The 11,864-nt window shown below is 66.0% G+C and carries 13 protein-coding genes; 3 read left to right on the top strand and 10 right to left on the bottom strand.

Going from position 1 to position 11,864, the window contains the following annotated elements; all coding sequences use genetic code 11:
* Positions 1-46: 46 nt before the first annotated feature.
* The 10 genes from F6X42_RS01895 to F6X42_RS01850 all read right to left on the bottom strand — a co-directional run bounded on the left by F6X42_RS01895 (position 47) and on the right by F6X42_RS01850 (position 8,978).
* Positions 47-814 carry a flagellar brake protein gene (locus F6X42_RS01895; RefSeq protein ID WP_512699613.1) on the bottom strand — a complete coding sequence of 256 codons (768 nt, stop codon included), beginning with the start codon at positions 812-814 and terminating at the stop codon, positions 47-49.
* Between the two features lie 284 nt (positions 815-1,098).
* Positions 1,099-2,103, bottom strand: coding sequence for a flagellar assembly peptidoglycan hydrolase FlgJ (flgJ, locus tag F6X42_RS01890; protein ID WP_187632560.1), 1,005 nt, complete (start codon positions 2,101-2,103; stop codon positions 1,099-1,101).
* 12 nt (positions 2,104-2,115) lie between these two features.
* The gene (locus F6X42_RS01885) at positions 2,116-3,285 is read right to left on the bottom strand and encodes a flagellar basal body P-ring protein FlgI (protein ID WP_281393894.1); all 1,170 of its coding nucleotides are present in this window, start codon (positions 3,283-3,285) and stop codon (positions 2,116-2,118) included.
* Positions 3,286-3,287: 2 nt separating this feature from the next.
* Entirely contained in the window at positions 3,288-3,986 is a 699-nt protein-coding gene (gene flgH / locus F6X42_RS01880) for a flagellar basal body L-ring protein FlgH (protein ID WP_187632663.1), read from the bottom strand.
* Between the two features lie 29 nt (positions 3,987-4,015).
* On the bottom strand, positions 4,016-4,804 hold the full coding sequence (flgG, locus tag F6X42_RS01875; protein WP_187632559.1) for a flagellar basal-body rod protein FlgG: 789 nt from the start codon (positions 4,802-4,804) through the stop codon (positions 4,016-4,018).
* A gap of 54 nt (positions 4,805-4,858) precedes the next feature.
* Positions 4,859-5,617, bottom strand: a complete 759-nt coding sequence (flgF, locus tag F6X42_RS01870) for a flagellar basal-body rod protein FlgF (RefSeq protein ID WP_187632558.1) — start codon at positions 5,615-5,617, stop codon at positions 4,859-4,861.
* 17 nt (positions 5,618-5,634) lie between these two features.
* Positions 5,635-7,149 carry a flagellar hook protein FlgE gene (locus F6X42_RS01865; protein WP_187632557.1) on the bottom strand — a complete coding sequence of 505 codons (1,515 nt, stop codon included), beginning with the start codon at positions 7,147-7,149 and terminating at the stop codon, positions 5,635-5,637.
* 43 nt (positions 7,150-7,192) lie between these two features.
* Positions 7,193-7,915: a flagellar hook assembly protein FlgD gene (locus tag F6X42_RS01860; protein WP_187632556.1), complete on the bottom strand. Its 723-nt coding sequence runs from the start codon at positions 7,913-7,915 to the stop codon at positions 7,193-7,195.
* Positions 7,916-7,925: 10 nt separating this feature from the next.
* Complete coding sequence (flgC, locus tag F6X42_RS01855; protein ID WP_027199188.1) at positions 7,926-8,351, bottom strand: flagellar basal body rod protein FlgC; 426 nt, start codon at positions 8,349-8,351, stop codon at positions 7,926-7,928.
* 129 nt (positions 8,352-8,480) lie between these two features.
* Positions 8,481-8,978, bottom strand: a complete 498-nt coding sequence (locus F6X42_RS01850) for a flagellar basal body rod protein FlgB (RefSeq protein ID WP_187632555.1) — start codon at positions 8,976-8,978, stop codon at positions 8,481-8,483.
* Between the two features lie 218 nt (positions 8,979-9,196).
* Here F6X42_RS01850 and flgA point away from each other — a divergent pair, with 218 nt between their 5' ends.
* The 3 genes from flgA (at position 9,197) to F6X42_RS01835 (ending at position 11,718) form a co-directional block, all read left to right on the top strand.
* Entirely contained in the window at positions 9,197-10,621 is a 1,425-nt protein-coding gene (gene flgA, locus F6X42_RS01845) for a flagellar basal body P-ring formation chaperone FlgA (protein WP_187632554.1), read from the top strand.
* A 198-nt stretch (positions 10,622-10,819) separates the two neighbouring features.
* Positions 10,820-11,179: a flagellar biosynthesis anti-sigma factor FlgM gene (flgM, locus tag F6X42_RS01840; protein ID WP_187632553.1), complete on the top strand. Its 360-nt coding sequence runs from the start codon at positions 10,820-10,822 to the stop codon at positions 11,177-11,179.
* 92 nt (positions 11,180-11,271) lie between these two features.
* Positions 11,272-11,718 carry a flagellar protein FlgN gene (locus F6X42_RS01835; RefSeq protein ID WP_187632552.1) on the top strand — a complete coding sequence of 149 codons (447 nt, stop codon included), beginning with the start codon at positions 11,272-11,274 and terminating at the stop codon, positions 11,716-11,718.
* Positions 11,719-11,864 lie beyond the last annotated feature (146 nt).

Below are 11,864 nucleotides of genomic sequence, written 5' to 3'. Positions count from 1 at the left end.
AGGGCCATTCCACTTCGTTTGCGGTCGCCGCGCGTTGCCTCGCCGCTCAGCGCGCCAGCGAGCGGCGCTTCATTTCGAGCTGCGTAATCAGCCGTTGCAGCGTGTTTTCCGCGCTGCCCGGCAGCGTCAGGAAACGAAAGCCGAGCTGATAGCGCTGCGTGCCATTCGGCAGCGCGAGCGAGCGATGCGACACGAGCTGCAGATCCAGCGACAAACGGCCTAGCGCGCCGAGTGTGAGCTCGCAGTCCCTCAGGCGTGCGCCCATCGGCAGTTCGCCGACGCGCTGGTCGGTCGTGCGCATGCCGACGCCGCCGAGCGACAGATCGTGCACCTCGAAGCGGAACGTGTCGCCCTCGGGCAGGCGGCCGGTACACAAGAACGGATCGAGAATCGGCGCGGCGACGCGGAAGTACTCGCGGCGCTGCACGTGGAACAGCACCTCGGGGAAGTCGGCCTCGAACGCCGGCAGTCCTTCGAAGCGGGTTTCGCGCGGCGTCGGGGTCGTGAACTCGACGCGCACGCCGTCGGGCGACGCGTGGAACTGGCAGCGCGGCGCGCCGAGCAGCTCCGCGTTCTGATCGGAGAGCGCGCCCCAATCGAAGGTGAAAGTGCGTTCGCGCACGTCGACGTCGAGCAGGCGCGTAACGAGCTGCCCACCCGCGTATTCGACGGTGAGGAAGTCGCCGCGATTGACGAGATTGCGCAGTTGCACGCCGATTTCCAGCGGATTGCGGCGGCCGAAATCGGGAACGCTCTCGTCTTCCGGGAGGTGCGGCTGACCGTTCGTGTCAGTCTGGCCGTTCGACTGGTTCATATCCATGGGCTTGCCGGTAAGCATGTTCTTGCGGGCATGTGCCACGGCCTGGCCGTCGACTCTGAGGGTCTTCATGCAAGCCGCACCACACGCGTTCGACCGGACCTTACAGCGCTATTCCGGTATCGGGTCTAACTCGTTAGCGGCAGCATCCAGCCAAAATTTAGGGGCTTCTATTAAATATTTGCCGGAAATCTCGCGCAAACGTTAAAACCGTATCCGCCCCATTTTCCGTGATTTTGTTCGTTTTATGCACGCGGCCTCGTCGCGTGCATTGTTTCTAATCAGCCCATTTTCTGCATGATCGACATCAGCTTTTTCGCGTAATGCGGATCGGTTGCATAACCGGCGCGCTGCATGCCGTTCGCAAAGCCGTTGACGTCGCGCGACGAATTGATCACCTGCGCGTAACGCGGGTTGTTTTTCAACATGCTCGCGTAATCGGTCATCGCTTCATCGTACGAGTCGTACGCGCGGAATTTCTCGACCGTGCGATGCGGCTTGCCGTTCACGTATTCGGTCGTGACTGTCGACACGGTCTTGCCGGTCCAGTCGTTGCCCGCCTTGATGCCGAACACGTTATGGCTGGTCGTGCCGTCGGCCTTCTTGATCTCGCTCTTGCCCCAGCCCGATTCGAGCGCGGCCTGACCGATGATGAAGCGCGCCGGAATGCCCGTCGCCGCGCTCGCGGCCTGCGCCGGCGCGGCGAGCTTGTCGACGAACGCGTCGACCTTCGGCGAACTGCCGTCGCCGCGCACCGGCGGCGTCAGCGCGCTATTGGCCGAGTAGGCGCGGCCGAGCGCGAGCTGGCCGTTTGTGTGGGCGTTGCCGTAGGCGCGCGCGAGCGCGTTCAGCGCCGCGCTCTGGCCTTGGTCGCCGCCGCTACCGCCACCGAGCGCGTTGGTCATGCCGGCGAGACCGCCCGCCGCGCCCGCGCCGTTCGCGCCATCCACCTGCATGCCCTGGTTGCGCATCAGCTGTTTGAGCATCGCGTCGGCGACGCCGATGCCCTTCTTCGACAGCTGCTGCGCCATCTGCTGATCCATCATCGACGTGAAGGTCGCGGTGTCGTGCGAATCGAACGGACCGTCATGCGGCGTCGCATCGCGCATGCTCTTGAGCATCATCTGCGTGAACACGGCGTCGAACTGCTGCGCGGCCATCTTCATGCCGGCTTGCGGCGACGCTTTTGCCTGCGCGCTCAGTGCGCCGAAGCCCTGCACGTCTAGCGCGAACCGGCTGGTCAGATCGTTGGCGGAGTTTACGCTATTGGTCGTATCGGAATTCATCTGGCGTGCTCCTTAGATGATTTCAAGGTCGGCGCGCAACGCGCCGGCTGCTTTCATGGCCTGCAGAATCGACATCAGATCCGCGGGCGTCGCACCGAGCGCGTTGAGCGCCTTCACCACGTCGGCGAGATTCGCACCGGCGTTCACGAGTTTGAGCGCGCCGTTGTCCTGCTTCATCTGGATCTGCGACTGCTGCGCGACCACCGTGCGGCCGTTCGAGAACGCGCCCGGCTGGCTCACCACCGGCTGTGTATTGATCACGACCGACAGATTGCCGTGCGCGACCGCGCAGTTCTGCAGGCTCACCATCTGGTTCATCACGATCGAGCCGGTGCGGGCGTTCAGGATGACCTTCGCGGCCGCCTGCGCGGGCCGCACTTCGAGGTTCTGCAATTGCGCCATGAACGAGACCTGCTGCTGCGGATCGGCCGGCGCGCGCAGCTGGATCGTGCGGCCGTCGAGCGCGGTCGCGGTACCACCGCCGAACGCATTGTCGATCGCCGCGACGACGCGCTGCGTGGTGTCGTAGTCCATGTCGTTCAGGTCGAGCTGCATCGTGCCCGCCTGCGACACCGCGGTCGGCACTGAGCGCTCGACGATCGCGCCGCTGGTGATGCGCCCCGCGGCCAGCTGGTTGACCTGCACCTTGCTGCCGTTCGCGCTCGCGCCCGCGCCGCCGACTGCGACGTTGCCCTGGCCGAGTGCATACACCTGGCCGTCGGCGCCCTTCAGCGGCGTCAGCAGCAGCGTGCCGCCGCGCAGGCTCTTCGCATTGCCCAGCGACGATACCGTGATGTCGATCGCTTCGCCGGGCCGCGCGAACGGCGGCAACACCGCGGTCACCATCACGGCGGCGACGTTCTTCAGCTGGATATTCGACAGCGACGACTGCGAGTTGCTCGAGCCCGCCGCCTGGTTGTTGATCGAGATGCCGAGGTTCGCGAGCATGTTCGCGAGCGTCTGCGTGGTGAACGGCGTCTGCGTGGTCTGGTCGCCGGTGCCGTCGAGGCCGACCACGAGGCCGTAGCCGATCAGCGGGTTGTCGCGCACGCCCTGGATCTGCGCGAGGTCCTTCAGGCGCTCCGCGTGCGCGGGCGTGGCGGCCGGCAGCGCCGCGCAGGCGAGCGCGACGAACATCAGTGCGCGGCCCGCGCGCGACAGCGTGTGGAAGACGATACCCATGATCACCACGGCGCCACGTTGAGGAAGAACCGCTGCAGCCAGCCCATGTTCTCCGCTTCGTTTATGTAACCCTTCGCGGAGTATTCGATTTTCGCGTCGGCGACCTGGGTCGAGTACACGGCGTTCAGACTCGAAATCGTATTGGGATTCACGACACCGGAAAAGCGCACGAATTCGTTGCCCTGATTGATCAGCATCTGTTTCTCACCGCTGACGATCAGGTTGCCGTTCGCCTGCACGCCGGTCACGGTCACGGTGATCGTGCCGTTGAACGTATTCGACGCGTTCGCGCCGCCGGTGCCGGCAAAACCGTTGGCGCCGGTCGCGCTCAGGTTGGTCTTGGCGAACAGGCCGCCGAGAAAGCCCGCGGTCGGTACGTTGAAGCTCGTGCTGCCGTTGCGGTTCGCATTCGCGCCGGACGACTTCGTCGCGTTGATGTTCTCGGCGATCACGATCGTGATGATGTCGCCCACGTTGCGCGGCCGCTGGTCTTCGAACAACGGACGGCCCGCGTAGCCCGGGTTGTAGATCGAGCCCGGCGCCTGCGCCTGCGGCGGCAGCGGCGGCAGCGCGGTCATCGGTTGCTGCGTGATCGGTTGCTTCGGCACGAGTGCGCAGCCGCCGAGCGCGGCGAGCAGCGCGAGCTGCACGAGCGCCTCGGCCGTGCGCGAATGAACCGGAGTGCGAGTGGAATGCGACATCATCGTTGACCGCCTTAAATTTCCAGTCCTCAAACCTGCATCTGGCTCAAGGTCTGCAGCATCTGGTCGGAGGTCGTCACGGCCTTGCTGTTGATTTCGTACGCGCGCTGCGTCTGGATCATGTTCACCAGCTCCTGCACGACGTTCACGTTCGACGCTTCCACGTAACCCTGGTTGAGCGTGCCCGAGCCGTTCAGGCCCGGCTGCGCCACGTTCGGCGCACCCGACGACGCGGTCTCAGAGAACAGGTTCTCGCCCTTCGCGTCGAGGCCGGCCGGGTTGATGAAGGTCGCGACCTGCATCGAGCCGAGCTGCTGCGTGTTGCTCGATCCCGACACGGTGATCGACACCACACCATCGCTGCCGATCGTCAGCGAGGTCGCATTGGTCGGGATCGTGATTGCCGGAATCACCTGGTAGCCGCTCGACGTGACGAGCTGACCTTGCGCGTTGGTCTGGAACGAGCCGTCGCGCGTGTAGGCGGTCGTGCCGTCGGGCATTTGCACCTGGAAGAAGCCGGCGCCGTTGATCGCGACGTCCTTGGAGTTGCCGGTCTGCTGCAGGTTGCCCTGCGTGTACAGGCGCTCGGTCGCGACCTGCTGCACGCCGGTGCCGAGCTGGATGCCGGACGGCAGCTCGGTTTGCTGCGTCGAGTTCGCGCCCGGCTGGCGGATGGTCTGGTACAGCAGATCTTCGAACACCGCGCGCGAGCCCTTGAAGCCGTTGGTGCTGACGTTCGCGAGGTTGTTCGAGATCACGTCCATCTGCGCCTGTTGCGCATTCATGCCGGTAGCGGCGATGTAGAGTGAGCGGTTCACTTATGGTTCTCCAAAGTCCGGGGCGCGCCTCGTAGCGCACTCCGTGGCAAGCCGTTAGCTGAAGCTGAGCAGCTGGTTGGCGGACTGATCGTTCTTGTCGGCGTTTTCCAGCAACTGCGTCTGCATCTGGAACTGGCGCGCGTTGGTGATCATCGAGACCATCGCGCTGACCGGATTCACGTTGCTGCCTTCGAGCGACGCCGGCGCGAGCGTCACGGTCGGATCGGCGTCGGCGGGGTTGCCGTCGGCGGTACGAAACAGACCGTCATCGCCGCGCGCGAGCGACTGCGGATCGGGATTGACCAGCTTCAGTTGATCGACGGTGACGACAGCGGTGGGCGGATCGCCCGGCGTCAGCGCCGACACCGTGCCGTCCTTGCCGATCGTGATCTGCGCGCCCGGCGGCACCGATACCGGCCCGCCGTTGCCGAGCACGACCTGATTGGTCGCGTTCACGAGCTGGCCGTTTTCGTCGATGTGCAGATTGCCCGCGCGCGTGTAGGCCTCGTTGCCGTCGGCGGTCTGCACCGACAGCCAGCCCGGCCCCTGAATCGCGACGTCGAGCGGATTGCCGGTCTGCTGGATCGGCCCCGGCGTGTAGTCGGCGCCCGGTGTCGACGACAGCACGAACGTGCGGGTCGTGTCGTCGTTGACCGTGCTGCCGTCGCCGAACGACATCGGCACGGCGCGGAAGGTTTCGAGCTGCGCGCGAAAGCCCGTGGTCGACGCGTTCGCGAGGTTGTTCGCGACGATCGCCTGCTGTTCGAGCGCCTGCGCGCTGCCCGACATCGCGGTGTAGATCAGCCGATCCATGAAGAGGTCCCGTTGGCTTACAGGTTGATCAGGGTCTGGTCGACGGCCTGCTGGGTCTTGATCGTCTGCGCGTTCGCCTGGTAGTTGCGCTGCGCGGTGATCAGATTGACCAGCTCGCTCGTCAGATCGACGTTCGAGTTCTCGACCGCGCCGCCTTGCAGCACGCCGTGGTTGGTCGAGCCCGGCGTCGAAATCTGCGCGACGCCCGAGGCAGCCGTCTGACCGTACTCGTTGTTGCCGAGATCGACGAGGCCGTTCTCGTTCGAGAAGTTCGCCAGCACGATCTGGCCGAGCGCCGCGGTCTCGCCGTTCGAGTAGTTGCCGGTCAGCGTGCCGTCGGAGCCGACCGTGAAGCTCGTCAGTTGGCCCGCCGCGAAGCCGTCGGTCGACAGGCTGTTCACGCCGTCCTTGCCGCCATACTGCGTGGTGCCGGCCATGTTCAGCGTGACGTTCTGCGGCGTGCCCGAACCGTCGGTGGTCGGGATCGACATGGTGAACGCGCCGAGCGTCGCGGTCGCGAGGCCGGTCGTCGCGTCGGTCGTGCTGACCAGCGTGCCCGACGAATTGAAGTTCGCCGTGCCGATCAGCTTCGCGGTGCCGGTCGACGGGCCAGCGTATACGTTCCACGTGCCCGAGCCCGTCTTCGCGAAGTACATGTTGACCGTCTGCGAGCCGCCGAGCGTATCGTAGACGGTCGTGCTCGTCGAATAGTTGTAAGTCGACGAGCTGCTCTGGTTGAACGTGGTCGGGTTCTGCGTGATCGTGTAGGTGTCGGTGGCGGCCGGCGTGCCGCTGAACGTAATGCTTTCGCCGTTGCCGAGCGTGATCGCCGTGCCGGCCGTGTAGTTCTGCGACGCCGTGGTCGTGCCGAGCGTGTTGTCCGTGACCGTGTAGGTGGTCGGGCTCGTGAAGTTGATCGTGTACTTGTCGGTGTTGGTGCCGGCGGCCGCGTTGGTGATCGTCGCGCCGGTCGTGTTCAGCGTACCGGTGTTGCCGGCGCCGGCCGTGGCGGTCGGCGCGCCGAGCATGAGGTTGTCCTGCGCGTTCAGGTTCAGGCCCGCGGTGATCGAGGTGGTCGCCTTCGGCGCGATGTTCGCGGTCGGCACCGTCAGCGGCACGGTCTGCGCGGTGTTGATGATGCCCGAGCTATTGGCCGCGTAGCCCATCAGATCGAGGCCCTGCGCGTTCGTGATGAAGCCGTTCTTGTCGAGCTGGAACACGCCGTTGCGCGAATAGGTCAGCGTGCCGTTGTTCGACATCTGGAAGAAGCCATTGCCGTTGACCGCGACGTTCAGCGCCTGGTTCGTCGTGTTGATCGTGCCTTGCGAGAACTGCTGCTGCACTTCGGCGAGCTTCGTGCCGATACCGATCTGCTGGCTCACCGCGGTCGCGACCGAATTGGCGTACATGTCGGCGAATTCCGCGGTGCCGCTCTTGAAGCCAACCGTGTTGGCGTTGGCGATGTTGTTGCCGATCACGTCGAGATCGCTCGACGACGCCGACAGACCGCTCAAACCTGTTTGGTAACTCATGACGTACTCCGTATCTGCAAAGTCGTAACTGGATGGATGCGGCTTACAGGATCGCGGCGACGCTGGTCAGGCCGACCGTCGAGCCGTTCGACAGCACGAGGCCCGGCGTGCCGCCGCTCTGCTGCACGACGCTCTCGACCGTCGCGCCGGTGAGCGTGGTGGCCGTCGCCTGCTGGCCGTTGATCGTGCCGGTTGCGGTGATCGTGTAGGTGCCGTCGGCGAGCGTGTTGCCCGCCGAGTCGGTCGGCGTCCAGCCGACCGGAATCGTGCCGGCCGACTGCTTGCCGAGGTCGATCGTGTTGACGATCGTGCCGGCCGAGTTCTTCACGACGACCTGCAGGTCGCTGACGGAGTTCGCGAGCGTGACGCCGAACTCGTTCGCTTTGCCGCTCGACACGGTGATCGTGTTGCCCGACGCGAGCACGGTCGAGCCGATCAGCAGCGCGGCCTGCGACTGCTGGCCGGCCGACAGTTGCGTCGACAGCGACGACAGCGACGTATTGAGCTGGCTGATGCCCTGCACCGTGCTGATCTGGGCGAGCTGCGAGGTCATCTGCGAGCTGTCCATCGGATTGGTCGGGTCCTGGTTCTTCATCTGCGCGACGAGCAGCTGCAGGAAGGTGTTCTGCAGGTCCGTCGCCGAGGTGCCGGACGTGCTGCTCGTCGAGCTGGTCGCACTCGAGCCGCTGCTCGTGCCGTTCATCGTGTCGAGCAGCGTCTGCGAAACGGTCGTGCCGCTGCCGCCGATCGTGGTGTTGGTGGTCAAGGCTCTCTCCTCAGGTTCCGATCGTGAGCGTTTTCAGCATCAGGGTTTTGGCGGTGTTCAGCGTTTCGACGTTGGCCTGGTACGAGCGCGAGGCCGAGATCATGTTGACCATCTCCTGCACCGGGTCGACGTTGGGCAGCGTCACGTAGCCGTTCGCGTCGGCGGCCGGATTGCCGGGTTCGTACGCGGTCTTCATCGGCGACGGATCGTCGACGACGCCGGTCACCTGCACGCCGCCGACCTGCTGGCCGGAGCCCGAGCGCGCGCCGCCGAGCGGGTTCACCGCGAACACGACCTGCTTGGCCTTGTACGGCTGACCGTCGGGGCCGGTCGTGCTGTCCGCGTTGGCGAGGTTCGACGCCGTCACGTTGAGCCGCTCCGATTGCGCCGACATCGCGGAGCCCGCGACACCAAAAATGTTCATCAGGGATGGCATGTTTCCTGACCTCTCCTGCCGGTTCGCACCGGCGTTACGTTAAGTCCCGTAGCGTTCGTTTTCCTGCGCGCTGGCTGGCTGGATTCAGCCGCCATGCGCTCTGCTTGTGTGCCGTGCGGCCTGTCCGGCTTACGAGCCCGACGTGATCGCCGACAACATCGTCTTGATCTGGTTCGACACGACCGTCATACCCGACTCGAAGTGCACCGTGTTGTCGGCGAACTGCACGCGCTCGGTGTCGACATCGACCGTGTTGCCGTCGAGCGCCGGCTGCTGCGGAATCCGGTATTGCAGGTTGCCGTAGTCGTCGGGGCTGCCGCCCGTCGCCGTCAGCGTGGCCTTGCCGCTCATGTGGCCGGCCTCGGTGGTGCTCATCGACATGCCGCTCGTCGCGCCCGCGGGTTGCGTCATCGCGAGCGTCGAGCCGTTCGATGCGCCTTGGCCCGCGGTGCTGCCGCCTGTCTTCTTCAGCGCGCCGGCGAGCGACGACGCGAAGTCGATATCGCGCGCCTTGTAGCCGGGCGTGTCGGCGTTCGCGATATTCGACGACAGCAGTTCCTGCCGGTATGCGCGTACATCCATCGCCTGCCGGCCGAACGCGAATTCGGCATCGAGTTTGTCGAGCATGGGAATCTCCCGAGAACGTTTCCAAGGTCGTCCCGTGTGCGCATCGTGCGAGACACGCGGCGGGTGCGAAGGCCTTTTTGCATGTGATGCATCTTATGGGCCGCGTGCAAGCGGCAATCGGACGAATAACCGGGAAAGGGGGCTTCTATTCAACGTTTGCGCGCAAGGGGTGCTCACTAGAATGCAAGGCGTACCGATGCATTCGATGGAGACCCGCGATGGACCAGCCCACTAACACCTTGCCGCAGCGTGCGAGCGGCACGAGCGTGGGCGCGCGGCCGGGGCGGCGCTCGTTCGCGCGTTGCCTGACGCATTGCCTGACGCGGCTGGTCGTGAACGTCGCGGTATGGGTCGCGGGCGGCATCGTGCTGTTGCCGGCCACGACCCGGGCGCAGGATGCGGGTGGCCCGATCGTGATTCCAGGACCCGCCGAGAAAAATCCCGCCGCGCTGAACGATCTCGCGCAACGGATTCAGACGCCGGCGCAGCGCCGCGCGTCGGCGGCATCGCTCGCCGCGGCGAGCGCGCAGTCGCTCGGCCGCGCGAGCGTCCCGCGCGACACCGATGCGTTCGGGCGCGCCGCGAACGCGAGCGGCGCGATCGTCATTGCGGGCGCGGGCGAGCCCGCCGCCGCGCCGGCAATCATCCGCACCAACTTCAAACCGGACGCCAACGGCGTGGTGACGATTCCGCCGGCGGCCAGCACGGGCGCGTCGGGCGTCGCGCGCGTCAATGCCGAAGCGGGCTCGGCCGTCGGCCTCGCGAATCCGCGCGCGGTCGCGGCCAATCCGCCGCAAGGCGGCGGTTTCGACAGTCTCGCGTCGCGCGGCGAGCCGCCCCAGTTGGGCGCGAATGGCAAGCCGGTCGCGACCGTGCACGGGCAGCCGGCCAATCCCGCGATCGCGGGAATGCCCGCCGCATCGTCGGGCACGCGCCAACCGGCGAGCGCCGCCACGATCGCACAGAGAACACCGCAGACCGGTACCGCCGCGCCGCCCGCGCAACCGGCGCCGCTGCCCGGCCAGCAGGACCCGGAAGCGATTCACGCGAGCGCGCTCGCGTTCCTGCAACAGCAGGCCGTCGGCTTGCCCGGCAAGGTGGACATTACAGTCGCGCCCGCGTTTCCGCGCGGCCTCGCCGCGTGCACGTCGCTCGAACCGTTCATGCCGACCGGCGCGCGCCTGTGGGGCCGGCTGACGGTCGGCGTGCGCTGCGCGGGCGAGCGGCCGTGGACCATTTATCTGCAGGCGCGCATCGCGCTGCATGCGACCTATTACCTGGCCGCCCGCGCGATGGCGCCGGGCGAAGTGCTGACGGCCGCCGACCTGGTCGCGCGTGACGGCGACCTGACCGGCCTGCCGCAGGCGATCGTCACCGACCCGTCGCAGGCGGTCGGCTCGGTCTCGCTCGTGCGGATCGCGGGCGGCATGCCGCTGCGCCGCGACATGCTAAAGAGCGCGTCGGCGGTGGCGATCGGCCAGACCGTGCGGGTCGTCGCGGCCGGCGACGGTTTCTCGATTTCGTCCGAGGGCAGCGCGATGAACAACGCGTCGCCCGGTCAGCAAGTGCGCGTGAAGACCGCGAACGGCCAGATCATCTCCGGCATCGTCAAGGACGGCGGGACGGTGGAGATCCAGATGTGAGCGGGCTGGCGGCAATGACCACGCTCGAAGCTGCTGCCGCGGTGGCGAGAGCAGCCAAACGGACATTGACGCGGGCATTGAAGCGGGCATTGAGAGGGGCAGATGGCCACCGGTTGGCGGGCCGGGTGTCGAGCGATTGCGCTAAAGTTTTGATCGGCGGTTGCCGTTATCAGGATCAAATCGTTAGGGAAGCCAATCGTGAAAGTCGATCCCACCACCTCTTCGAATCTGGCGTCGTTGAAAGACGCATTGTCCCGCTCACAGCAAAGCGGCGAAACCACGCCGGCAGCCAGCGCCGCGCAGGGCGCGACGAGCACGGCCGCGCCGGCCGCGAGCAGCGCGTCGGGCGACACCAGCGTGAGCCTGTCGGGGCTGTCGCAGCATTTGCGCAGCCTCGCGGCCTCCGGTTCGGCCGACATCGACACCGCGCACGTCGAGTCGATCAAGCAGGCGATCAAGGACGGCACGCTGCAGATCGACTCCGGCAAGATCGCCGACGGCGTGCTGCAGACGGCGCGCGACCTGTTGCAGAACAAAACCTCGTCGACCGGCAACTGATCGGCATCTCGCCGCGCGGTGAGCTGCCGGGCGGCGTCCGACCAACTCGGTTCGCGTGGTTCGCGGGCCGGTGTGCGTAGCGAGTTGTTGACATGAAAGACGCCCTGGTTGCCACCCTGATCGAAGAATATTCGACCGTCGAGGCATTCGCCTCGATCCTCGCTCTCGAAACCAAAGCGCTGACGGCGGTCTCGCCGCTGGAGCAATTGCCCCCGATCGTCGAGAAGAAAACCGAGCTGATCGGCGTACTCGCGAGGCTCGAAACCGCGCGCGACACGCATCTGGCCGAACTCGGCTTTCCGGCCGGCTGGTCCGGCATAGAGCTCGCGGCGAGCGCCGACGAGCGCGTCGCGACGCAATGGAAGCTGCTGCAGAAAGCGGCCGAGCGCGCGCGGCGCGTCAACGCCAACAACGGCGAGCTGATCCGCGTGCGGATGGAGTACAACCAGCGCGCGCTGAAGGCGCTGCAGGTCAGCGTGCCGCGCAAGACGAACCTGTATGGGCCCGATGGGCGAGTTCCGGCTTATTCGGGACTTTGAGGGGCCGGCCGCCCGGCCTGCAATCGAGCAAAGATCCGATATGAAATGAGAAGGCCCGCCATCGGCGGGCCTTGTCGTTTTTCCGCTGCCGCTTTTTCACCCACGTTCCGCTCCATGTCACGCTGCGTTAGCTGTTTGGCTAGCTA

Origin of the sequence: Paraburkholderia podalyriae, assembly GCF_014397785.1 — a bacterium.
Classification (GTDB): domain Bacteria; phylum Pseudomonadota; class Gammaproteobacteria; order Burkholderiales; family Burkholderiaceae; genus Paraburkholderia; species Paraburkholderia podalyriae.
This window is presented reverse-complemented; position numbering and strand designations above follow the sequence as displayed.

Bases quoted from the DNA above. Each gene is read 5' to 3' on its own strand.
- flgA (WP_187632554.1), top strand. From the start codon at position 9,197: ATGGACCAGCCCACTAACACCTTGCCGCAGCGTGCGAGCGGCACGAGC.
- flgC (WP_027199188.1), bottom strand. From the start codon at position 8,351: ATGCCATCCCTGATGAACATTTTTGGTGTCGCGGGCTCCGCGATGTCG.
- F6X42_RS01895 (WP_512699613.1), bottom strand. From the start codon at position 814: ATGAACCAGTCGAACGGCCAGACTGACACGAACGGTCAGCCGCACCTC.
- F6X42_RS01850 (WP_187632555.1), bottom strand. From the start codon at position 8,978: ATGCTCGACAAACTCGATGCCGAATTCGCGTTCGGCCGGCAGGCGATG.
- flgF (WP_187632558.1), bottom strand. From the start codon at position 5,617: ATGGATCGGCTGATCTACACCGCGATGTCGGGCAGCGCGCAGGCGCTC.
- flgH (WP_187632663.1), bottom strand. From the start codon at position 3,986: ATGTCGCATTCCACTCGCACTCCGGTTCATTCGCGCACGGCCGAGGCG.
- F6X42_RS01835 (WP_187632552.1), top strand. From the start codon at position 11,272: ATGAAAGACGCCCTGGTTGCCACCCTGATCGAAGAATATTCGACCGTC.
- flgJ (WP_187632560.1), bottom strand. From the start codon at position 2,103: ATGAATTCCGATACGACCAATAGCGTAAACTCCGCCAACGATCTGACC.
- F6X42_RS01865 (WP_187632557.1), bottom strand. From the start codon at position 7,149: ATGAGTTACCAAACAGGTTTGAGCGGTCTGTCGGCGTCGTCGAGCGAT.
- F6X42_RS01885 (WP_281393894.1), bottom strand. From the start codon at position 3,285: ATGGGTATCGTCTTCCACACGCTGTCGCGCGCGGGCCGCGCACTGATG.